This is a genomic window from Faecalimonas umbilicata (assembly GCF_004346095.1).
GTDB lineage: Bacteria > Bacillota > Clostridia > Lachnospirales > Lachnospiraceae > Faecalimonas > Faecalimonas umbilicata.
In genome coordinates this window covers 129,658-151,698 of record NZ_SLZV01000002.1, presented here as the reverse complement: position 1 = coordinate 151,698, position 22,041 = coordinate 129,658, and the positions used below count along the sequence as shown (strand labels likewise).

Below are 22,041 nucleotides of genomic sequence, written 5' to 3'. Positions count from 1 at the left end.
TGGAGGAAAAGAACATGGCAGAATCAATGCAGGGCTTAAAGAGAAGCCACAGATGTGCAGAGTTAAGCAAAGCAAATATCGGCGAGACTGTGACCGTGATGGGATGGGTGCAGAAGAACCGTAATAAAGGAGGAATCGTTTTCGTAGATTTAAGAGACCGCTCCGGTCTGCTACAGATCATTTTTGAAAATGGTTCCATCGATGAAGCCGGATTTGAAAAGGCAGGAAAATTAAGAAGTGAATTTGTAATCGCAGTAGTGGGAACTGTGGAGGCACGTTCTGGTGCAGTCAATGAGAATCTTGCAACAGGAGAGATCGAGATTCGCGCAAGAGAGATCCGAATCTTATCCGAGTCAGAGACACCGCCGTTTCCAATCGAGGAGAACAGTAAGACAAAGGAAGAACTTCGTCTGAAATATCGTTTCCTTGACCTGAGAAGACCGGATCTTCAGAGAAATCTGATGATGAGAAGTAAGGCTGCTACACTGACACGTCAGTTCCTTGCAGAAGAAGGATTCCTTGAGATCGAGACACCGATGCTGATCAAGAGTACACCGGAAGGCGCGAGAGACTACCTTGTACCAAGCCGTGTACACCCAGGGAATTTCTACGCACTGCCGCAGTCACCACAGATTTTCAAACAGCTTCTGATGTGTTCCGGATATGATCGTTACTTTCAGATTGTAAAATGTTTCCGTGACGAGGACCTTCGTGCAGATCGTCAGCCGGAATTTACACAGATCGATATGGAGCTTTCTTTCGTAGACGTAGATGATGTCATCGATGTCAATGAAAGATTGCTGGCAAAATTATTTAAAGAAATCTTAGGTGTAGAAGTAAGCCTTCCGATTCCGCGCATGACATGGCAGGAGGCGATGGATCGCTTTGGTTCCGATAAGCCGGATATCCGCTTTGGAATGGAACTTGTGGACGTATCTGAAGTCGTAAAAGACTGTGAGTTCGTTGTATTTAAAAATGCACTGGAAAACGGAGGAAGTGTCAGAGGTATCAATGCCAAAGGGCAGGGAGCGATGCCGCGTAAGAAGATTGATAAACTGGTAGATTTCGCCAAAGATTTTGGTGCAAAAGGGCTTGCTTACATTGCAATCCAGGAAGACGGTACGGTGAAATCTTCCTTTGCAAAATTTATGAGCGAAGAAGAGATGCATGCATTGATCGAGGCGATGGGTGGAGAGAACGGAGACTTACTTCTCTTTGCTGCTGATAAGAATAAAGTTGTATGGGATGTGTTAGGAAATCTGCGTCTGGAGATCGCACGTCAGTTAGAGATCCTTGACAAAGGAGATTACAGATTCCTCTGGGTAACAGAATTCCCGTTATTAGAGTGGAACGAGGAAGCCGGAAGATATACAGCAATGCATCATCCATTTACAATGCCGATGGAAGAAGACCTTGACCTTCTTGATACAGATCCGGGAAAAGTCCGTGCAAAAGCATACGATATCGTATTAAACGGAACGGAACTCGGAGGCGGAAGTGTCCGTATCTTCAATCAGGAGATCCAGAACAAGATGTTTGAAGTGCTTGGATTTACAAGAGAGCAGGCAGAAGAACAGTTTGGATTCCTGTTAAGTGCATTCAAATATGGAGTGCCGCCGCACGCAGGATTAGCATACGGACTTGACCGTCTGATCATGTTGATGGCAAAAGAAGACAGCATCCGTGACGTGATCGCGTTCCCGAAAGTCAAAGATGCCTCCGATCTGATGACAGAAGCGCCGGCAGCAGTTGACAGAAAACAGTTAGAAGAACTTGGACTTGAGATTGCAAAGATAGAAGAGTAGATCGTATTTAAAATTGCAAAGAAAAGAGAGCGCTGTGAAATAGGGAGAGGATTCCTTATTTCGCAGCGCTCTTTTTTGAGTACAAATCAGATTTATGTGGGCCTATGAATGATAACCAAGCTCTTCTTCCAGTTTTTTCTTTGTCTGTAGCATCAGCTTGGAGAGTTCCAGGATACGCTCATCTGTCATGCGGACAGTCGGGCCGGAGATACTGAAAGCATATTTTGGCTTGCCGCTGTAATCCATGATCGAGGAGGCAATGCAGCGAACGCCGTTTTCATTTTCTTCATTGTCAAGTGCATAACCATTTTCCCGCGCTTCTTCCAAAATAATAAATAGTTCATCCAGATCGGTGACGGTATACTCTGTCAGTGCCTCGATCTTACTGTCGCCCCAGATTGTACGCACTTCCTCTGGACGCATCATGGCGAGCAGTGCTTTTCCGACACCGGAACGATACATTGGTGTGCGGCTTCCGACACGGGATACCATTCGCACAGAGTTAGAGCTGGATTCTACCTTGTCGATGTACACGACGTCCAGTCCGTCACGTTTGACAAGATGGACGGTCTCTCCGCTGATATCTGCGAGCTCCTTTAAATAAGGGTGAATGGTAGATAACACATCAATATGCCCTAAAATCCGGCTGGAAATTTCAAGCAGTTTAAAAGAAAGGGAATATTTTCCACTCTCTTCATCTTGACGCACATAATCCATATACATGAGTGAGGTTAGAAGTCGGTGGGTCGTGCTTTTATGTAAACCAAGCGTATTGCTCAGTTCAATCAGTCCGGTCGGACCGGACTTGGAAAGTTCTTCAATGACTGCAAACAGTCTGTCTGCGACCTGAATCGGATTTTTTTGTTCTGCAGTCTGAGTTGTAGTTTGGTTCTCTTTTTTATCGTACACAATCATTTCCTCCTAGAATCTGTGGACTATTGTAACATTTTATGAAAAGAGAAGCAATCCCCTTTCCAGATTCAGGGAGAATGGAAGGAGGTTTCGGGTGATCGGAGAATAAATCCTGCATTTGTTGGAGAAAATCGAAAGAAACATCTTGACTTTCTTACAAGAAGTAGTATAATGCAAATAAAGAGTATTGCATTATGAAACTGAGTTTCACAATGTGAAACAAAATGAAACGTAGAGAGATCCAGTCAGGAGGAAGTTAAATGAACGAAGTATTAGAGAAAATCCAGAAGATCGGAATCGTTCCGGTTGTTGTATTAAACGATGCGAAAGATGCAGCACCACTTGCAAAAGCACTTTGTGATGGTGGACTTCCATGTGCAGAAGTAACATTCCGTACAGATGCAGCAGAAGAGTCTATCAGAATTATGGCAGAGCAGTTCCCGAACATGCTTGTAGGAGCAGGAACCGTTCTTACAACAGATCAGGTAGACCGCGCAGTGGCAGCAGGAGCAAAATTTATTGTCAGCCCTGGATTGAATCCAAAGATTGTAAGATACTGTGTAGAGAAGAATATCCCGATCACACCGGGTACAACAAACCCAAGTGATATCGAGCAGGCAATTGAGTGCGGACTGGAAGTTGTAAAATTCTTCCCGGCAGAACCAGCAGGCGGAATCAACATGATCAAAGCGATGGCAGCTCCATACACAAACATGAAATTCATGCCGACAGGTGGAATTAACGCGTCTAACTTAAAATCTTACTTAGACTTCCCGAAGATCATCGCATGCGGCGGAAGCTGGATGGTAAAAGGAGATCTTGTAGCAGCAGGTAAATTTGATGAGATCGAAAAACTGACAAGAGAAGCAGTACAGTCTATGTTAGGATTTGAACTTGCACATGTAGGAATCAATGCAAATAGCGATGATGAAGCTGGAAATACAGCAAGTGCATTTGAAAAGATGTTCGGATTCACATCCAAAGAAGGAAACTCTTCATACTTTGCAGGAACTGGTGTAGAAGTAATGAAGACTCCATACAAAGGAACAAACGGACACATCGCAGTTTCCACAAACTACATCGACAGAGCAGTGAGCTATCTGGAAATGTTGGGATATGAATTCGATATGTCCACAGCAAAATACGATGCAAAGAACAATTTAAAAGCAGTTTACTTCACAGGAGAAGTTGGCGGATTTGCAGTGCATTTAGTACAGAAATAAGAAATGCTTACAGCTGCACGACATTGCAGCGTATCCGTTAGAAGTTTGTAATATTGATTATAGAAGATAAAATTACAATTTATGATTAAGAGGAGATTAAACATGGCAAAGAAAGTAATTACATTTGGAGAGATTATGTTAAGACTTGCACCGGAAGGATACTACCGTTTCGTACAGGCAGATACATTCGGAGCAACATACGGCGGAGGAGAGGCAAACGTAGCTGTTTCTCTTGCAAACTATGGATTTGATGCAAAATTTGTAACAAAATTACCGGCACACGAGATTGGACAGGCTGCTGTAAACTCTCTTAGAAAATATGGAGTAGACACATCTTACATCACACGTGGTGGAGACAGAGTAGGTATCTACTTCTTAGAGAAGGGTGCTTCCCAGAGACCTTCTAAAGTAATCTACGACAGAGCAGGATCTTCTATCGCAACAGCTACAAAAGAAGATTTCAACTGGAAAGAGATCTTTGACGGAGCAGAATGGTTCCACTTTACAGGAATTACTCCAGCATTAAATGATGAAGTAGCAGCAATCTGCTTAGAAGCTTGTAAAGCAGCAAAAGAGAATGGAGTGACAATCTCTTGTGACTTAAACTACAGAAATAAACTTTGGTCAAAAGAAAAAGCCGGAGAAGTGATGGGAGAATTATGTAAATACGTTGACGTATGTATCGCAAACGAAGAAGATGCAGCAGACGTATTCGGAATTCACGCAGCAAACACAGATGTTACAACTGGTACAGTAAACCACGAAGGATACAAAGATGTAGCAAAACAGTTAGCAGATAGATTTGGATTCAGCAAAGTAGCAATCACATTAAGAGAGTCTATCTCAGCAAACGACAACAACTGGTCTGCAATGTTATATGATGGAAATGACTACTTCTTCAGCAAAAAATATAAAATGCACATCGTTGACCGTGTAGGTGGCGGAGATAGCTTCGGAGGCGGACTGATCGCAGCTTCCTTAAACGGATTTGACTCACAGGCAACAATCGAATTTGCAGTTGCAGCTTCCTGCCTGAAACACTCTATCGAAGGAGATATGAACTTAGTATCTATGGATGAAGTGTTAAAACTTGCAGGTGGAGACGGTTCAGGCCGTGTACAAAGATAGTATATAATTTATTTTTAATTATATAAACCTGTATTTGCCAGTACAGGAAACGTCCAAACAGCTTATACCCATTTGAGCTGTACCTAAAATTATTTATATATTTTTTACCGTAGGGAATACAGGCAGAGGTGCATTGTATTCCCTATTTTCAAATCAGAGAGAATCATAATTGCAAAATGAATTAAAAGAGGTGTACCTTATGGAAACAAAAAAAGAATTTGATCTGCTTGCACTTGGAGAATTACTGCTTCGGCTGTCCCCGCCGAACAATGAGAGGATTGTGCGCGGAGAGACCCTTCAGAAACAGGCGGGCGGCGCAGAATTAAATGTGGTATCTGGTGTTTCCCTTCTTGGGTTACGTACCGGAATCATTTCCAAGCTTCCGGCAAATGACATTGGAACTTATATCAAAAATCGAGTGCGTTTCTGTGGCGTCAGCGATGACTATTTAGTATATGACAGCGAGAAAGATGCACGCCTCGGGGTATACTATTATGAAAACGGAGCATATCCGCGAAAACCGGGAATCGTCTATGACCGGATGTATACGTCTATGACAAAGATTGATGTGGAGGATTTTGATGAGAGTCTGTTTTCGTCAGCAAGATGTTTCCACACGACCGGAATCACACTGGCACTTAGTGAGAAGACACGTGAAACTGCAATAGAGATGATCAAACGGTTCAAGCAGGCAGGAGCAATGATCTCCTTTGATGTCAACTTCCGTGGAAACTTGTGGACAGGAGAAGAAGCGCGGGCGTGCATCGAGAGAATTCTCCCATATGTGGATGTATTTTTCTGTTCTGAGGAGACGGCGCGGCTTACGTTTGGAAAAGAAGGGGATGTCCGGACGATTATGAAGAGCTTTACGGAGGATTACCCGATTTCCATCGTAGCCTCTACACAGAGGATCGTCCACAGCCCGAAACGCCACACATTCGGTTCAGTAATCTACAATGCGAAGACGAATGTTTACTATGAGGAAGAGCCTTACCGAGATATCGAAGTCGTTGACCGGATCGGAAGCGGGGACGCCTACATTTCGGGTGTGCTGTACGGATTGCTTGCACACAATGGTGATTGCCAGAAAGCGCTGGAATATGGAAATGCTACAAGTTCGGTGAAAAACACGATACCGGGAGATCTGCCATCCTCCGACTTAAGAGAGATTGAACGTATTATCCGAGCACATAAGAGTACGGGAAGACAAAGTGAGATGGATCGATAAGAAAGAAAAAATAGAACATATCGTTTTATGCAGGTGAAAAGCATGAAACGATATGTTTTATTGCTTATATGAAAAAATATTGCAAGGGACTATACTTTTGGAAAATAATCTTGTAATATAGTGTCATACACGCAAATGGAAGCAAATGAGACATCAGAACGTGGAGGCAGCATGGAAAAGAATTACGAAGTGTTGAAGCATTATCTTCAAAGTGAAAAGCAAGCAGGAAATATGAAGAAGCGTCATAGTGTGCCGCAAATGCATAGAGATGAAGACCAGATTGTCATTTCGTATCCGAATGAAGAGGTATGCAAAGAGAGGGTTGTAATCCGTCAAAAATATAAAAATGTTCCGATTCCTAATCACAGACATGAGTATATCGAACTTTCTTTTATGATGGAGGGAGAACTTTCGGTGCAGATAGAAGGAAAGGAAATTCGAATGAAATCGGGAGATATCTGTCTGATGAATCGAAATGTAAGTCATTCTTCAGAGCGGGCAACAGATGATATTTGGATGTTTAATATATTAATGACGGCTGATTTTTTTGATACCATTTTTATGTATTTGTTTTCAGAAGATAAATACATTTCTAACTATATCATTAATAGTCTGTATTCGGAAAGTAAAAAGAAAAATTACATTTTTTATCATCTTCCGGAGGGAAGCTTTGAAGAAAAGGTTATGGAACAACTTATTTGTGAGTATTTTCTGGAAGAACAAAAGAATATTGGAAAGATTACCGCATGTCTGCTCTTACTTTTTACGGAAATATCGAGAGCGGTTGGAGCAGAAGATGAGGCAGTCATTACACAGAAAAGCATCAAGATCCAAAAAGAGGTAATTGAATACTTAAAGAAAAATTATCGAAATGCAACTTTGAATTCAGTGGCAAAAGAGTTGTGCTTCCACCCCAATTATCTTAGTGCGCTGTTGAAAATGGATGGGAACCGGGGATTTAAAGATATTTTGTTTGACATACGTATGGCAGAAGCATCTAATTTATTATGCAAAACAGATAGGAAGATAGAGGAGATTTCATCTGAAATCGGATATGCGAATGAAGGGTATTTTTATAAATGCTTTAAACAAAAGTATGGCGAGTCTCCGGACAATTACCGAAAAAAGCATAAAAATCTTAATAAAAGACAGTAAAAGCTTTATTTTCTATATGAAAGGAAGGGAGGAAAAGAGATATAATTTTTACCTGAGAAAAGTATTTGGAGGGTAAGATGAGTACAAAAGTAAAAAATTCAAAAATGGAAGCCACACGTGTTATTATGACACCACTTGGTTCCGCGGCATCGAATGTATTCAATATGTTGAATATGTCGTTTTTCCTTGTGTTTAGTACAGAAGCACTTGGATTAAATATTATGATCATGGGGCTTGTAATGACTGCGATGAGAATCTTTGATGGGATTACAGACCCTGTTATTGGTTCGATCATTGATAGAACAGAGACAAGATTTGGTAAGTTCAGACCATTCTTAGTGATCGGATCTCTGATTATGCTTCTGGCAAGCTTTATGATCTATCTGTTTTCATTTGATATTCCACAGTCCTATCGTATGGTATGGGTAATTCTGTGGTATGCGGTATGGGTAGTTGGATATACCTTTATGACAACGGTAAATAAATGTGTATTGTCCATCGTAACAAAAAATCCAAAATATCGTCCGCTTTCAGGCGTGGCAGGAGGATGCTATTCTACGCTGCTTAGCTTGATCATGACAACGGCTATTATTCCGATTTTACAGAAAAATGGTGGACTCGGATCGCAAAAAGGGTGGATGCTTATTATCATCAGTGCGTTTATCTTACATGCAATTCTTTTAGTAGGTTGTTTGTTTGCGATTTCAAGTTCTGATAAGCCAGAGTTTTACAGACAAGATCCTAACAAAAAGGAAGAGAAGATCACAATCAAAGACAGTATCAATGTGCTTCGTCTGAATCAGCCGCTGCGAATGTTGATCTTAGCTGCATCCACAGATAAGATTGCGTCAACAATCCAGACTTCAGTCATGACATACTTTTATATTTATGCGGTAGGAAACATTGATTTACAGCCGATCGTAGGGGGAATCTCTACGCCGATGTCCCTTGTAGGTGCATTTGTTGCAGGTTCTGTTGCAGTAAAATTTGGATGTAAGAAAGCATCTCTGATCGGAGCTGTGGCAAACTTGACTTTAGAGGCTATTTTAATTATTTTCCGTCCTTTTGGAGAGGGAACACTGTTTGTCTTTGTGGCATTGATGGCATTGAATATGCTCTTTAGAAGATTCTCTGCTCAAAATGTAGATCCAATGATCGCAGAGATCATCGACTATCACAAATTAAAAACAGGAAAGTTTATGCCGGGATTCATCGGTGCTACATTTTCACTGGTAGATAAGGTGATCAGTGCATTTGGTTCTTCGATTGTAGGTATCCTTATGGGACTTGCAGGATACAGCGCAGGAGCAGAACCGACAACTACATTGTATATCGCAACAATCGCAATGTACCTTGGAGCTCCGCTGTTGGGAGATTTGGCGAGTGTGATCGCTCTGAAGCGGTATCATATTACGGCAGAAGAGTACAAAGAAATGTATGGAGATAAAGCAATTTTAAGTAAAAAAGAAGCTAACAAATAAGAGGTGAATAGGTTGAAAGAAATTTTATTGAATGACAACTGGCTTTTTCACAAAGAAAATGAAGTGGAAAGCTGTGTGACATTGCCTCACACATACAATGCTGTCGATGGTCAATCAGGAATTTCGATGTGGAGAGGAAAAGGCTTTTACAAAAAAGAAGTTCTTTTTTCAGAAGAGGACTTAAAAGAAAAGATTTTCCTGGAAATCGGCGCATCTGCGATGAAGAGTACTGTGTATATGAATGGAAAAACTATTTGTCACAATACTTGTCCATACGCAATGTACAGAATTGCGTTGAATGAGCACATCATTGTTGGAAAAAACTTGTTAGAAATTGTAACAGACAATACGGCGACGGATGAAGTGTATCCGCAGATGGCAGATTTCTCGTTCTATGGAGGCGTCTATCGGGATGTAAAATTAGTGTTCGTGCCACAACAGCTTCATTTTGACTACTTAGATGGCAGCAGAGATGGTGTGCAAGTCAGAACACAGAAGTTGGATGGACAAAAGTGGGAAGTCACAGTAACCGGTTGTGTGATCAACGAAGGAAAAGATTGCGAAGGAGAAGTCAAAGTATCTGTTTTAGATAGACAGGGAGTAGTCCTTGAAAAGACTCTTAGCATGTATTTCTCTGAGAAACAGGCATTTACGATCCGGACAGAAATAGATCACCCACATTTATGGATGGGAGTAGAAGATCCGTATTTATATCAAGTACAGGTTGAAATCTGCACAAAAGATGGAGTGGAAGAAACACGCAGTATTGCAACAGGATTCCGTGAAATCAAGATTGATCCGGAGAAAGGAATGTTTTTAAACGGAAAACACATCAAGATTCGAGGAGTTGCTCGTCATCAAGATTTTGGCGGTGTGGGAAATGCAGTTTCCAAAGAGCAAATGGAAGAAGATCTTTCTCTTGTAAAAGAAGTGGGAGCAAATTCCGTTCGTCTTTCACATTATCAGCACGATGATTATTTTTATCGCCGCTGCGATGAAGAAGGAATTCTTGTATGGGCAGAAGTACCATTCATCAGTATTTTATCAGAAAGCGAAAAAGCAGATGAAAATATCAGACAGCAGATGGAACGTTTGATCAAACAGCGTGGAAATCACATCTCGATTTATTGCTGGGGTGTGCAAAACGAGATTACAATTGCAGGAGAGACGGCAGAGATCCACGAAAAGGTAAAAGCGATGGCAGCGTATACAAAGCAGTTAGATCCGAGCAGGTATACAGCAGAGGCAAATATCTATTCCGTGACAAATGAAAGTCCTTTGAATCGAATGGCAGATTTAGTTGGGTATAATCTGTACTATGGATGGTATTATGATAAGATGACAGGACTGCAGCAGCGTCTGGATGAGTTCCATATGGCCTGTCCGGATGTTCCGCTGCTTGTGACAGAATATGGTGTAGATACCAATCCAGACTATCACTCTTATGAACCGAAGACGAAAGATTATTCGGAAGAGTATCAGTTGTTGTTCTCGGAAAATGCGCTGAAAGCTTTTGAAGAGCGGGATTACTTTGTCGGAAGTTATGTTTGGAATCTGTGTGATTTTGGAAGCGCCAACCGTGATGAAGGCGGAAAGCAGGGACAAAATCAGAAGGGACTTGTGACGATTGACCGAAAGATCAAGAAAGATGCATATTACTTATACAAAGCAAACTGGTCAAAAGAAAGCTTTGTAAAATTAGCTGGCAGCAGATTTGTAAATCGTCATCAGGAAGAGAACACAATTACAGTATTGTCCAATCTTAAAAAGCTTGAAGTATATGTCAATGGAAAGCTTGCTGGTGTGAAAGAACAGCCAGAACCAATGACGAATTTCACGGTAGTACTTCCGATGGGAGAAAACAAAATTACTGTAAAAGGGTTTGACCAAGCAGAGACAGTATATGAAGATGAGATGGTGCTTCATCGAGTGACAGAGCCGGATAAGAGCTATGAATATGTACAGAAAGATCAAGGCGGAAATGTCATTAACTGGTTTGAAAAGTTTGACTTGGAAGATGCCGGTACAGAGGAGATTGCATTGGATCCGGAGTGCTATTCTAGTATGGATAAGCTTGGAGAGATCATGAAGCATCCAAAAGGTGAAGCGATTATTTTGAAATATTTTGGAGAAATGGTAGATCACCCTAAATTTGCAATGATGAAAGTAATGACATTAGATGCGATGAGCAAATTAAAGAATTTGGGAATTCCGAAAGAATTAATTCTTGTCATTAACCGCGAATTGCAGCAGATAAAAAAATAAGTAAAAAAGAAAAATAGAAAATGCCAGACAGAAAGTCTTTATGAGGGAATCTCATTTGGAATTACTGTCTGGCATTTTTGGATCTTTGTTAAGAGGTGGAGTGAAATATTTTTGGAAATATAGGAGGCTTATCCTGTAAGGAGAAATTGGGAAGATTCCTCTTGAAAAGCTAGGTAGCCAATCGTGATGAAATTCTATAAAGTTTCATCTGATTCTTTCTGAAGCATACAGCCGTGTCTGAAAATGTTTGCAAGAATCAGTGCGATACATCCGGCAAGAATCCATGAAAATCGTAATGGATTGTTGAAATAAAATGTTTGATACGCGATTCGAAATACAATCATCTGTAACAGAAACTGGCTGAAAATACCGAGAAATAGCATACTGTATGCAATCCGGTTGATATAGAATATAATTTCAGGAAAGAAAGGGGTTGAAGTTATCTTTAATTTCCGGAAAATTTTCTGAAACTGTACACAGATCAGAAGTTTGGGCAGGTATTCTAGAAGAATATCCAGGATGGTCAGAGGGATACCAAGTAACTGTGCAGAAGTATTCATATAATTTGGTGGAAGATAGCTTTCAGAAAGCCTCAAAAAACCGAAAAGAAGCTGAATCTTTATGCCGTTTCCGGTATCAATCACGGAGATACTGTCTGCTGGTGAACCGCAGAGGAAAATAGTATTACAGACAGAACATGCAATCATAAAAAATAAGTAAAGCGTATAGAGGAAGAGAATCCACTTGCAAAGAGCAAGGGGCTGCTGAACCTGATCATTTGACCGTGGGTGAGAAAGGGAATCCGATATTGCCTTCATAGAAAGACCTCCTTTAATAAGGTAAAAAAGTACCGTTTGCTAGTATTATCTTTGTAAAAATATTATAGCAAGGGTATATACATATATCAATAATAAATTAATGATAAACATTAAAAATGCAGTCGTAAAGAAAAAGACAACAGAATAGGAAAATACCAGGGAGGACATCTTAGTGAGAGGAATTCAGTTCGATGTCCCGGTATTTTCTGGTTACGTCTTATTGTATAGAAAATTCCTTTTTAGGGGAAATTTTTGTGGATATTTCTTATTGTTTAATATCCTAAATCTTCTCCAATCAAAATGACCTTGATACGACCGGTATGTCTGGAGTGCCTTGTGACAACGACCTGACAGCACATACAGTCCGCAGAATGGCAGTCTGCACATGTGCCTGTTACTTTACAAGGTGTGTTTGTCTGAAGTCTTGCAGCATTTGCAGGAGTAGCAATATTTTGAACGCGTGCGATTCCAGATGGAACATCTGTGACAATTTTATTCATTCCTGCAAGGATGATAACATGCTCTGGTCCGTGAATCAGACAGGCAAGTCGATTTCCGTTTCCGTCGATATTGATCAGCTCACCGTCAATGGTAATGGCATTGGAACTCATAAAGAAGAAATCAGAAGCTGCACTTTTTAAGTAAACTTCTTTTCGCTCTTGCGGAGTGCGGGCGAGCCCTCGGTCAATGAGTGTGATATCTGCTTCGCGGAGCGCCTGGAGCATACCGCTCTCTTCCAGTGTGACAGACCCGCCAAAGCTTACTGAAGATTTTGCTGGGATAAAAGAAAGAGCTTGCTGAACGGCTTCAGAAGCAGTCGGACAGTAGTACCCCTCCATATTTCGTTTTGCCAGTTTTTGAATGATCGTATTGGCCAACGCTGCGCGTGCCTGTTGTTTTGGTGTTGTATCAGTTGCCTGTGTCATAAAGAATACCCCCTTATAAAAGTGTGTGGTCAGAGTACTGCAAAATGAAAGCTGTTATTTCTTTTGCAGCAGCCTTATTTTTTGTATTATCATACCGCAGTTTTTTTGCATGGGCAAGAGAAAATCGAAAAGCAAACTAGTTTAGTGAGCGTGCACGCTTAAAAAATTTGTGCATGCAATACGAAAAAGCTCTCGCATAGGTGATGGTAGAATAAGAAAATTGTGAATAATAACGAAAAAATACAGAATATTAATTAAAAGTAGATAAAAAAACTGAAATATAGTATGATAAAAAAAAGAATACCTAAATCTCAAGTGCAAGCGAGTATTCACTTCTATGTAATTGCAACATCTGGAAGTGATGCGGTACATGGATTCGGAAGGAGGGGATTTTATGAAGACAATCAAAAAATGGATGGCATATTTTGTGGCAGTTCTGATGTTATGCAGTATGTCTCAGGTGAGAGTATTAGCGGAAGATGCCTTGCCGACAGCGGACACTCCTAAGATTACAGAATTTAAGATTCAGGGAGTAAAAGGAACGGTGGATGATCAACAGCAGAAAATTAATGTGGAAGGGCTTCCGTGTAATACAGATCTTACAAGTCTTACCGCAGAGGTTACCTGTGATCCGGCAGATGCTATAGTACGGTTTGATCCGTTGAAGCCGTCAGCAGATGATGGGCAGAAGAAGCTGGAGCAGGGAAATGCATTGCAAACAGAAGACTTTTCAGTACCGAGAATATGTAACGTAGAGTATCAGGGACAAATAAATTCTTATACAGTGACAGTGAGTACCCTTTCGCATGCGGGAGATCCAGCGACTTGTACAAACGATTCCGTATGTAAAACATGTGGAATGTTACTGGAAGAAAAATGGGGGCATGATCTTTTAGCGGCAACTTGTACCGAAAAAGCAAAATGTCAGAGGAGTGGTTGTAGTTATACAGAACCTGCCCTTGGACATGATCTCTCTAAGGCGACTTGTACGGAACCAGCAAGATGTCAGAGAGAAGGCTGTGACTATACAGAAGGCGAGGCGCTTGGACATGATCTTTCAAAGGCAACCTGTGCGGAACCAGCAAGATGCCAGAGAGAAGGTTGTGATTATACAGAAGGCGAAGCGCTTGGACATGATCTCTCTAAGGCAACCTGTACGGAGCCTGCAAGATGCCAGAAAGAAGGCTGTGACTATACAGAAGGCGAGGCTCTTGGTCATGATCTTTCCAAAGCGACTTGTACGGAACCAGCAAGATGTCAGAGGGAAGGCTGTGACTATACGGAAGGCGAGGCTCTCGGACATGATCTCTCTAAGGCAACCTGTACGGAACCTGCAAGATGCCGGAGAGAAGGCTGCGACTACACAGAAGGAAAAGCCCTTGGACATGATCTTTCCAAGGCAACTTGTACAGAGGCAACAAAATGTCAGAGGGAAGGTTGTGATTATACAGAAGGAAAGCCGCTTGGACATGAGATGAATGGCTGGACTGTTACAAAGAAAAGTACAACGACAGAGAAGGGAGAACGGGCACGAAATTGTAAGCGCTGCGACTATCGAGAGACTGAACTTATAGAACGACTGAGCCGGAAGGCAGATGCCGGGAAAAATCAGATTGCAGATTTAAGGACAGATATCAATTATCCTTTGGATGAGACGATCACATTTCATCTTTACGGAGCTGGACAGGATAATACAGAACCAGTAGACGGCGATACCAGATACGTTCCGGAGAGCTGGAAAATTGAAAATCAGTTTGATTGGAGAGAGACCGATGGAGAATCTGGATTTCAAATACACAAAGCAGGATTTTATAAGGTGATGGCATCTTTCCGGCAACAGAAGTTTGAAAGTGGAACGTGGCAGAATACAGATCAGACAGATATAAAAGAAGTGACGATCAAAGCGGGAACAGAGGCGCAGCGGGAAGAACAGGCGAGAAAGGATGCAGCAAAGAAAGCAGCGAAGACGGGAGATACGAGCCAGATGTTTGTTTATATTCTTCTTCTGCTTGTGGCAGCAGGACTTGCAGTATTTGTGATTGTTCGAAATAAGAAGAAACAACAATAAGCCATTGGATATAGAATTGTTGAAAACAGATAATATTTGAAATTTTAAAAGGGAGGCTGTTTGTAACAGTCTCTCGTTTTGAATGTGGGAATTTTAATAGATGGGATACAAAAGAAATTTGCATGTACCTATATTATATAGATAATAAAAAGCTTTACAGTAATCTGTAAAGCTTCTGAAGAGCACGAGACGGGATTCGAACCCGCGACCCTCGCCTTGGCAAGGCGATACTCCACCACTGAGCCACTCGTGCATGTCATTTAGTTGTTTGTGTTCCCTTGAACAATACATACTATACAGGATAAAAAAGGATTTGTCAACAGAAAAATTAAAAAAATTTATTTTTTTTAATTTTTCTGTAATTTACCATCAATTACGAACAAAGTATTCTCGCAATGGAATGGAAGGTGAGTTGGACAAATAGAATCGAATATGGTAAATATCGGTGTGAAGGTCATAATTGATTTCTTTTTGTTTGGAAAGAATGGAGTTTTTTAAAAGAGCGAGTCTTTGTTCCGAATAGTCTTTGGGGATAGAGACATCGATTGTAAGCTCAGAAAGATTATAGCACTCTGAACGATGTTGTCTGATGATATGATAGGTTGGATGAAGATAATTCCAAATGATTCCGAAAAGAACCAGAAGGAGAAGAAGTCGCAATGATTTTTTGCCTTTCAAAGATTTACACCCCCTGCATATATAATATATCCTACAAATAACACACCTGTCAAATCTATAGCTTATTTATTTAGGATTACTTGGATATAATAACAGTCAGATAAGTACAGGGAGTGAATCGAAATGGGAGATGTAGGATATTTAAAAGTCAAAATTGAGGAGTTGCTGAAAGAGAGAAATATTTCTAAAAATAAAATCTGTTTTGATCTGCGGATACAGAGAACACAGTTGAACCGTTACTGTAAAGGAGATGTACAGAGGCTGGATGTAAATCTTTTATGCAGAATCTGTGATTATACGAATTGTAGGATTCAGGATGTGATCGAATATATTCCAAGGACAGAGAAGGTGCTGGAGGAAGATGGAGAAGATACAGTACACTAGAAGGAATTGTGAAATGGCAGGTGAGTAGAGGGGAAAATTTTTCTGAACAGATGCCAAATAGAAGAGAAAGCTGGTAGGAAGCAATAGCAAAACAGAAGTTTTGCAATATTGTGTCTCTACCAGCTTTCCTTTTTATCAGATAAGAAATTTATTTGAAACCATTCTTAGTTCCAAGCATCTGTGTCAGTCAGATTGAGACTAGATGCTTGAAAGACAGGGTCTTTGCCCTGCTTTTTTTGTGCACGGTAATCGTCAAGCACGCGGAATGCAATATTTCCAAGAAGCAGGATAGCAAAAATATTGACGAGAGCCATAAGTCCCATCAGAACATCGGCGAGATTCCACACAGTTGAAAAATTTGCCTGTGCGCCGAAAAAGATGGCAATGAGGCAGGTGATACGAAAAAGATTCAAAAGAACAGGACTGTTTTTGATAAACAGAATGTTGGCTTCTGCATAATAGTAGTTTCCGACAAGGCTTGTGAATGCGAAAGCAAAAATGGAGAAGGTAATAAAGTGGATTCCCCATGTTCCTACACTGCTCTGCAGGGCTGCCTGTACATATGGAATGCCGTCTAATGTTCCCGGAACTCCTTTGACATTGGAAAGCAGCAGGATGAAAGCAGTTGTGGTGCAGATCAGAAGTGTGTCGATAAACACAGATAAGATCTGTACGAGTCCCTGCTTGACTGGGTGGGAAACAGCGGCAGAAGCAGAAGCATTTGGCGCACTTCCCATTCCGGCTTCATTTGAGAATAATCCCCGTTTAATACCGATCAACACAGTGCTGCCAGCAAAACCTCCGATGATTGACTCGATATCAAAAGCTTCGGAAAGAATCGTTTGAAACATTTCCGGAACGGACGACAGGTTTGTTACAGTTACATAAACTCCTACAAGAATATAAATTCCCGCCATGATTGGAACAAGCACAGAAGTAATGAAACTGATCCGGTGAACTCCACCGAAAATGACAACTGCCGTAAGCAGGGCAAGAACTGCTCCGACAACTGCCGGAAGCATTGTGTTGGAATAGTCTTTGACATAGTATTCGAGGGAGGAAGAAATATTATAAGCCTGGAGTCCATTGAATCCATAGGCAAAGCAACAGATCAAAAGGACAGAAAAGAGGACGCCCAGCCAGCGCTTTTTTAATGCGCGCTCAATGTAATAGGAAGGTCCTCCGCGGAAAGAATCTCCGTCTTTTACTTTATATACCTGTGCAAGCGTACTTTCCACAAATGCGGAAGCTCCGCCGATCACTGCCATGATCCACATCCAGAAAATGGCTCCGGGACCGCCTGCTGCAAGTGCAGTTGCGATTCCGGCAATATTTCCGGTTCCGACTCTCGAGGCCGTAGAAATCATCAGAGCCTGAAAGGAAGATACTGGTTTTCCGGAGGCATTTTCTCCGTCAGAAGATTTTTCTTTCAGTGCAAGGAATGCATCTTTTAAAAGTGTGAGCTGGACAAACCGTGTCCGGATAGAAAAATAGATTCCGGCGCCCACTAACAGAAAAATTAGAATATAGCTGTACAGAAAATCATTTACATGTGATAAAAAATTGTTCATAGTCATCTCCTTTGTTCTAGAATGTCGTAGAGTACTGCGTATCAAAGTATGGACATTCTTTTATAAAATAGCATTTCCAGTAAAAAAATATTTAGTAATATTGCTTGGAAGGCAATGATCTGAAAAATAAGAAATACGCTTTAGAAGTTTAATATAAAAATTTTTCAAAGTCAATATAAGAATCAGAATCCTGGAAAAAGAAAACAAAGAAAGTATTGCATCAGGAAAATGGATATGGTAGAATTGGGGCGAAAATAAATATAGAAAAGCAGAGTAGAGATGTGTGCGTTAAGTGCCAGACGGACGGGGAGTTGCCGGCTGGACGAAGAGCAGAAGTAGCTTGCGGTACATATTTCGCATCCCGCTGCTGCACATAGAAATGATATGTGAATACCTTCTATGCGTGGCTTCTGGACTACTGCAAAGGAGGTATTTTTTATGAAACAAATGAAACAACAGTTTGTAGACTCCTGGCATGAGTTAAGACACTTGAAGACAGTTGTTGTGACAGCGATGCTGATTGCGGTTGGAATTATTCTGGGATATTTTTCTATCACAGTGACCCCGTATCTGAGAATCGGATTTTCGTTTATTGCAAACGAATTGACAGCACTTCTTTTTGGGCCGGTGGTCGGTGGTGTCATGGGCGGAATTGCAGATATTATCAAATATCTCATCAAGCCAGACGGGCCATATTTTTTTGGATTTACACTGAGTGCAATTTTAGGTCCTGTGATCTATGGAATCATGCTCTATAAGAAACCGCTGAGTTTTCCGAGGATTTTTATAGCTAAAGTGCTTGTCGCAGTTTTCGTGAATCTTCTTCTTGGAACTTACTGGCTGTCTATGCTTTATGGAAAAGGATTTCTTGCATTGCTTCCGGCAAGAGCGCTCAAGCAGGTGTGTTCGGTTCCGGTAGAAGCGGCATTGTTTTATATCATCGTAAAGACATTGGGGAAAGCACACTTTTTCTCTGAGGTTCGTGCAAAGCGATAACGTATAGTATTAGAAAAGCAGTCAGTCATTGCGGCGGGCTGCTTTTCCTGTTCCATATTTTGGGAGACTAAATCCAATCCAAAAGGGATAAAACTGTGAAAAGGGATAGAGACTAAAAAAGATATCAACAAGTATTTTTGGGAAAAGGTGCAAAAGGGGAGAAATCATGGAGGCGGAAGTAGTTCAATATCTTCTGAAAGAGGAGAAAGGAAAACGTGCAGTACTTGCGAGACTGGTATTGTACTGTGCGCCATTTTTAAAGCGATTGAAGATTTCAGCCATGATCTGGATGCCGGAAGAACTTTTAGAAGAACTGGAAACGCTTATAGACGAGATGGGGATTTTGTGTGAGAGGATGGATCAAAAGTCGGGGAAAATTTTGATCTTTCTTTATCGGGAAGAAACACTTTGCAGATATCTGATGCGGGAAAGTCAGGAAGCATTTCTTTTGAATTGTGGTTATCAAAAAGGAAATCTGAAAGGGAAGATCAGGCGGTTTGCGGAGCGTATTTCTATTGAAAAAGAGAAGGGGAGATTTCCGCAGGAGGCGGGGATTTTTCTTGGCTACTCTTTTGAGGATGTGGAAGGATTTGCCGGCATTTCCGGAAAAGAATGCATGATGACTGGGTATTGGAAAGTGTATGGGCACAGAGCAGAAAAAGAAATGCTGTTCATGATTTATGATCAGGTGAAAGTGTGGGCTGTCAATGAATTTCTGGCAGGAAAAACAGCGGGAGAAATCTGTCGCTAAAGCGGATCAGGAGCAAAGCGCAGGACAGAAAGTGTTGGATTTCGTTTCAATTCATGTTACAATACGAAAGAGGTTCTGAAAGAAGATTTCAGGCGGTCGAAAGTGAAAAATAGATTCTAACATAGAAGAAAAAGAGAAAGAAGAAGGTGGAAATATGAGTTATGCAGATAAAGTGTTTATAGAAATGTGCCGTGATATTATTGATAATGGAACAAGCACAGAAGGAGAAAAAGTGCGACCAAAGTGGGAAGACGGGAGTTATGCGTATACGATCAAGAAGTTTGGAGTAGTAAATCGCTATGATCTGTCAAAGGAATTCCCGGCACTGACACTCCGCCGGACAGGAATCAAGAGTTGTGTAGATGAGATGCTCTGGATTTGGCAGAAAAAATCAAATAATATCCATGACTTGAATTCTCACATATGGGATAGTTGGGCAGATGAGGATGGTTCGATCGGGAAAGCTTATGGGTATCAGATGCAGGTAAAGCATCAGTACCGGGAAGGAATGATGGATCAAGTAGATCGTGTAATCTATGATCTGAAAAATAATCCTTACAGCAGAAGAATTATGACAAATATTTATGTACATCAAGATCTTCATGAGATGAATCTTTATCCATGTGCATACAGCATGACTTTTAATGTGACGAAGCGAGAAGACAGTGAGAAACTTGTGCTAAATGGAATTTTAAATCAGCGATCCCAGGATGTATTGGCGGCAAACAACTGGAATGTCTGCCAGTATGCAGTACTTCTGCATATGTTGGCTCAGGTATGTGATATGCAAGTGGGAGAGTTTGTTCATGTAATTGCAGATGCACATATCTATGACAGACACATTCCTTTGATTGAGGAACTGATCAAACGAGAACCACTTCCGGCTCCGAAATTTTGGCTGAATCCGGACATTAAGGATTTCTATGCATTTACACCGGAGGATGTGCGTTTAGATGATTATCAGACCGGACCACAGGTCAAAAATATCCCGATCGCTGTGTAGAGAGTTAAAGTCATACAGTATATGGATCATGTAGTCAGAGAAAAAACAGAGTTTTGGAGGAAGAAAGATGAATATTATTGTTGCAGTAGACAAAAACTGGGCAATCGGAAAAGATAACAAGCTTCTTGTCAGCATTCCATCTGATATGAAGTTTTTCCGGGAGACGACAACCGGGAAAGTGGTTGTCATGGGAAGAAAGACATTAGAAAGTTTTCCGGGCGGACAGCCGTTGAAGAAGCGGACGAATATTGTGCTGACTTCTGATAGAAATTATAAGGTAAAAGATGCGATTGTCGTGCACACTGTGGAAGAGTTGCTGCAGACACTGAAAGCATATAAACAGGAAGATATCTATGTGATTGGTGGAGAGAGTGTGTACAGACAACTGCTGCCTTACTGTGATACAGCACATATCACAAAAATTGATCATGTCTATGAGGCAGACACTTATTTTCCGAATCTGGATACGGATGAGGAATGGGAGATTACAGGAATTAGCGAAGAACAGACTTATTTTGATCTGGAATATGAATTTGTAAAATACGAGAGAAAATAAAAAATAAAATCGGTTGCCGTGGATGGCACAGAAGTAAATCTGTGAAAATCTACGGCAGCCTTTTTGTTCAGGAGAAAGGAGTGTAAGTGACTGTCAGGATCTATCGGAAATTTCCGAAGTGTGTTCCTGGATTTGTCTGACATATTCTTTTGGAGTCATTCCGAATTCTTTTTTGAATGCACGGAACAAGTGATTGTAGTTTCCGAGTCCGCAGATTTTGTAAATCTCGATCATCGGGTAGCCTTTTTCCAGCAGCCGTTTACAAAGATCCAGTTTGGATTTGACGATGTAGCGGTGGACAGTCATCCCGGTCTGCCGTTTGAATTCCCGGCAGATGTGGTATTTACTGATGTAAAATTCCTTTTCCAGTCGGTCAAGGGAGATTTCTTCGTGCAGATGATGCTTGATGAAAATGAAAATATCATCGAGAGAAAGGCGGGGGCGCACTTTTGTGTTTGTCTGGAATTCTGTACGGATGCAGGCGCGCAGGACAAGCACGATCAGCATTGTGAGAATGCTGTCTTCAAAGAGCCGGTGGCCGAAATCTGTCTGTTCCTGAGGGAGAGTCAGGAGCTTTTTGGATAGATTTTTGATCAACATAGTAATCTCTGAAGAAGAGTGGACACAAGTACACTCATACGGTACGACATGAAAACAGGATTCCAGATCAGTATTCTCATCGGAGAGACGGGTGAGCAGTTCACTTGTAAATCCGACTTGAAGAAATTTCAGAGGGATTTTCGATGGTGTATATTCTAAGAGAAAAGTAGTGTTTGGGTTTACAAGCAGGATGTCTTCGGTGGCACATAAAAAAGTCTGGTGATCATAGGTGTAGCTGCATTTTCCGGATGTGACAAATAAAATCATATAAAAATTACCGGAGGAAAAGGTTTTCTTTTTCGCATTGGTGTATACATATTCTTTTGCAAAGTATTCTTCACGCATCAGTTATCTCCTAAAATTTGTATTCAAAATACACAAAAAATAAAACTTATTTTTATCTATAATGACTAATATAGATAATATATCAATTTTTGAATATTTTCAAGCAAAAAACGGATATGTTTTCTTATTTCAGAAAGCTATAATACTT

Annotated in this window: 18 protein-coding genes, 1 tRNA gene and 1 riboswitch; of the genes, 13 read left to right on the top strand and 6 right to left on the bottom strand. The window is 41.0% G+C overall.

Translation table 11 applies throughout. The annotated features are described in order from the left end of the window. Window positions 1-14 precede the first annotated feature (14 nt). Entirely contained in the window at window positions 15-1,805 is a 1,791-nt protein-coding gene (aspS, locus tag EDD74_RS01585; RefSeq protein ID WP_008976437.1) for an aspartate--tRNA ligase, read from the top strand. Window positions 1,806-1,907: 102 nt separating this feature from the next. Here aspS and EDD74_RS01580 read toward each other — a convergent pair whose 3' ends face one another. Beyond that, complete coding sequence (locus EDD74_RS01580) at window positions 1,908-2,714, bottom strand: IclR family transcriptional regulator (RefSeq protein WP_008976436.1); 807 nt, start codon at window positions 2,712-2,714, stop codon at window positions 1,908-1,910. 263 nt (window positions 2,715-2,977) lie between these two features. Between EDD74_RS01580 and EDD74_RS01575 the strand changes: the two genes are divergently transcribed. The 6 genes from EDD74_RS01575 to EDD74_RS01550 all read left to right on the top strand — a co-directional run bounded on the left by EDD74_RS01575 (window position 2,978) and on the right by EDD74_RS01550 (window position 11,197). Next, on the top strand, window positions 2,978-3,940 hold the full coding sequence (locus tag EDD74_RS01575; RefSeq protein WP_008976435.1) for a bifunctional 4-hydroxy-2-oxoglutarate aldolase/2-dehydro-3-deoxy-phosphogluconate aldolase: 963 nt from the start codon (window positions 2,978-2,980) through the stop codon (window positions 3,938-3,940). A 102-nt stretch (window positions 3,941-4,042) separates the two neighbouring features. Further along, window positions 4,043-5,068, top strand: a complete 1,026-nt coding sequence (locus EDD74_RS01570; protein WP_008976434.1) for a sugar kinase — start codon at window positions 4,043-4,045, stop codon at window positions 5,066-5,068. A 199-nt stretch (window positions 5,069-5,267) separates the two neighbouring features. Next, window positions 5,268-6,296 carry a sugar kinase gene (locus EDD74_RS01565; protein ID WP_008976433.1) on the top strand — a complete coding sequence of 343 codons (1,029 nt, stop codon included), beginning with the start codon at window positions 5,268-5,270 and terminating at the stop codon, window positions 6,294-6,296. 171 nt (window positions 6,297-6,467) lie between these two features. Continuing rightward, window positions 6,468-7,451 carry an AraC family transcriptional regulator gene (locus tag EDD74_RS01560; protein ID WP_008976432.1) on the top strand — a complete coding sequence of 328 codons (984 nt, stop codon included), beginning with the start codon at window positions 6,468-6,470 and terminating at the stop codon, window positions 7,449-7,451. A 77-nt stretch (window positions 7,452-7,528) separates the two neighbouring features. After that, window positions 7,529-8,932: an MFS transporter gene (locus tag EDD74_RS01555; RefSeq protein WP_008976431.1), complete on the top strand. Its 1,404-nt coding sequence runs from the start codon at window positions 7,529-7,531 to the stop codon at window positions 8,930-8,932. A 12-nt stretch (window positions 8,933-8,944) separates the two neighbouring features. After that, entirely contained in the window at window positions 8,945-11,197 is a 2,253-nt protein-coding gene (locus EDD74_RS01550; protein WP_116441746.1) for a glycoside hydrolase family 2 protein, read from the top strand. A 194-nt stretch (window positions 11,198-11,391) separates the two neighbouring features. On the opposite strand, the gene EDD74_RS01545 is transcribed toward EDD74_RS01550, so the two are convergent. Both EDD74_RS01545 and EDD74_RS01540 read right to left on the bottom strand, forming a co-directional pair. Continuing rightward, entirely contained in the window at window positions 11,392-12,015 is a 624-nt protein-coding gene (locus EDD74_RS01545; RefSeq protein ID WP_116441747.1) for a DUF2975 domain-containing protein, read from the bottom strand. A gap of 272 nt (window positions 12,016-12,287) precedes the next feature. Then, window positions 12,288-12,941, bottom strand: coding sequence for a lactate utilization protein (locus EDD74_RS01540; RefSeq protein WP_016440051.1), 654 nt, complete (start codon window positions 12,939-12,941; stop codon window positions 12,288-12,290). A gap of 394 nt (window positions 12,942-13,335) precedes the next feature. On the opposite strand from EDD74_RS01540, the gene EDD74_RS01535 reads away from it, so the two are divergent. Continuing rightward, window positions 13,336-15,009 carry a sortase B protein-sorting domain-containing protein gene (locus EDD74_RS01535; RefSeq protein WP_116441748.1) on the top strand — a complete coding sequence of 558 codons (1,674 nt, stop codon included), beginning with the start codon at window positions 13,336-13,338 and terminating at the stop codon, window positions 15,007-15,009. 181 nt (window positions 15,010-15,190) lie between these two features. Here EDD74_RS01535 and EDD74_RS01530 read toward each other — a convergent pair. After that, window positions 15,191-15,262: transfer RNA gene (locus tag EDD74_RS01530), tRNA-Gly, on the bottom strand. Window positions 15,263-15,810: 548 nt separating this feature from the next. On the opposite strand from EDD74_RS01530, the gene EDD74_RS01525 reads away from it, so the two are divergent. Further along, window positions 15,811-16,071: a helix-turn-helix domain-containing protein gene (locus EDD74_RS01525; protein ID WP_008976426.1), complete on the top strand. Its 261-nt coding sequence runs from the start codon at window positions 15,811-15,813 to the stop codon at window positions 16,069-16,071. A gap of 164 nt (window positions 16,072-16,235) precedes the next feature. Here the strand turns inward: EDD74_RS01525 and EDD74_RS01520 are convergent, their stop codons facing one another. After that, window positions 16,236-17,642, bottom strand: a complete 1,407-nt coding sequence (locus EDD74_RS01520) for an alanine/glycine:cation symporter family protein (protein WP_008976425.1) — start codon at window positions 17,640-17,642, stop codon at window positions 16,236-16,238. 267 nt (window positions 17,643-17,909) lie between these two features. Next, window positions 17,910-18,011, top strand: a riboswitch (THF riboswitch). A gap of 69 nt (window positions 18,012-18,080) precedes the next feature. Between EDD74_RS01520 and EDD74_RS01515 the strand changes: the two genes are divergently transcribed. The 4 genes from EDD74_RS01515 (at window position 18,081) to EDD74_RS01500 (ending at window position 20,948) form a co-directional block, all read left to right on the top strand. Continuing rightward, window positions 18,081-18,638: a folate family ECF transporter S component gene (locus EDD74_RS01515; RefSeq protein ID WP_016439341.1), complete on the top strand. Its 558-nt coding sequence runs from the start codon at window positions 18,081-18,083 to the stop codon at window positions 18,636-18,638. Window positions 18,639-18,804: 166 nt separating this feature from the next. Beyond that, window positions 18,805-19,389: a DUF3793 family protein gene (locus EDD74_RS01510; RefSeq protein ID WP_008976423.1), complete on the top strand. Its 585-nt coding sequence runs from the start codon at window positions 18,805-18,807 to the stop codon at window positions 19,387-19,389. A gap of 154 nt (window positions 19,390-19,543) precedes the next feature. Further along, window positions 19,544-20,392 carry a thymidylate synthase gene (gene thyA / locus EDD74_RS01505; RefSeq protein ID WP_009262905.1) on the top strand — a complete coding sequence of 283 codons (849 nt, stop codon included), beginning with the start codon at window positions 19,544-19,546 and terminating at the stop codon, window positions 20,390-20,392. 67 nt (window positions 20,393-20,459) lie between these two features. Then, complete coding sequence (locus EDD74_RS01500) at window positions 20,460-20,948, top strand: dihydrofolate reductase (RefSeq protein WP_009262904.1); 489 nt, start codon at window positions 20,460-20,462, stop codon at window positions 20,946-20,948. Between the two features lie 93 nt (window positions 20,949-21,041). Here EDD74_RS01500 and EDD74_RS01495 read toward each other — a convergent pair whose 3' ends face one another. Further along, window positions 21,042-21,893, bottom strand: coding sequence for an AraC family transcriptional regulator (locus EDD74_RS01495; protein WP_008976420.1), 852 nt, complete (start codon window positions 21,891-21,893; stop codon window positions 21,042-21,044). Window positions 21,894-22,041: the final 148 nt, after the last annotated feature.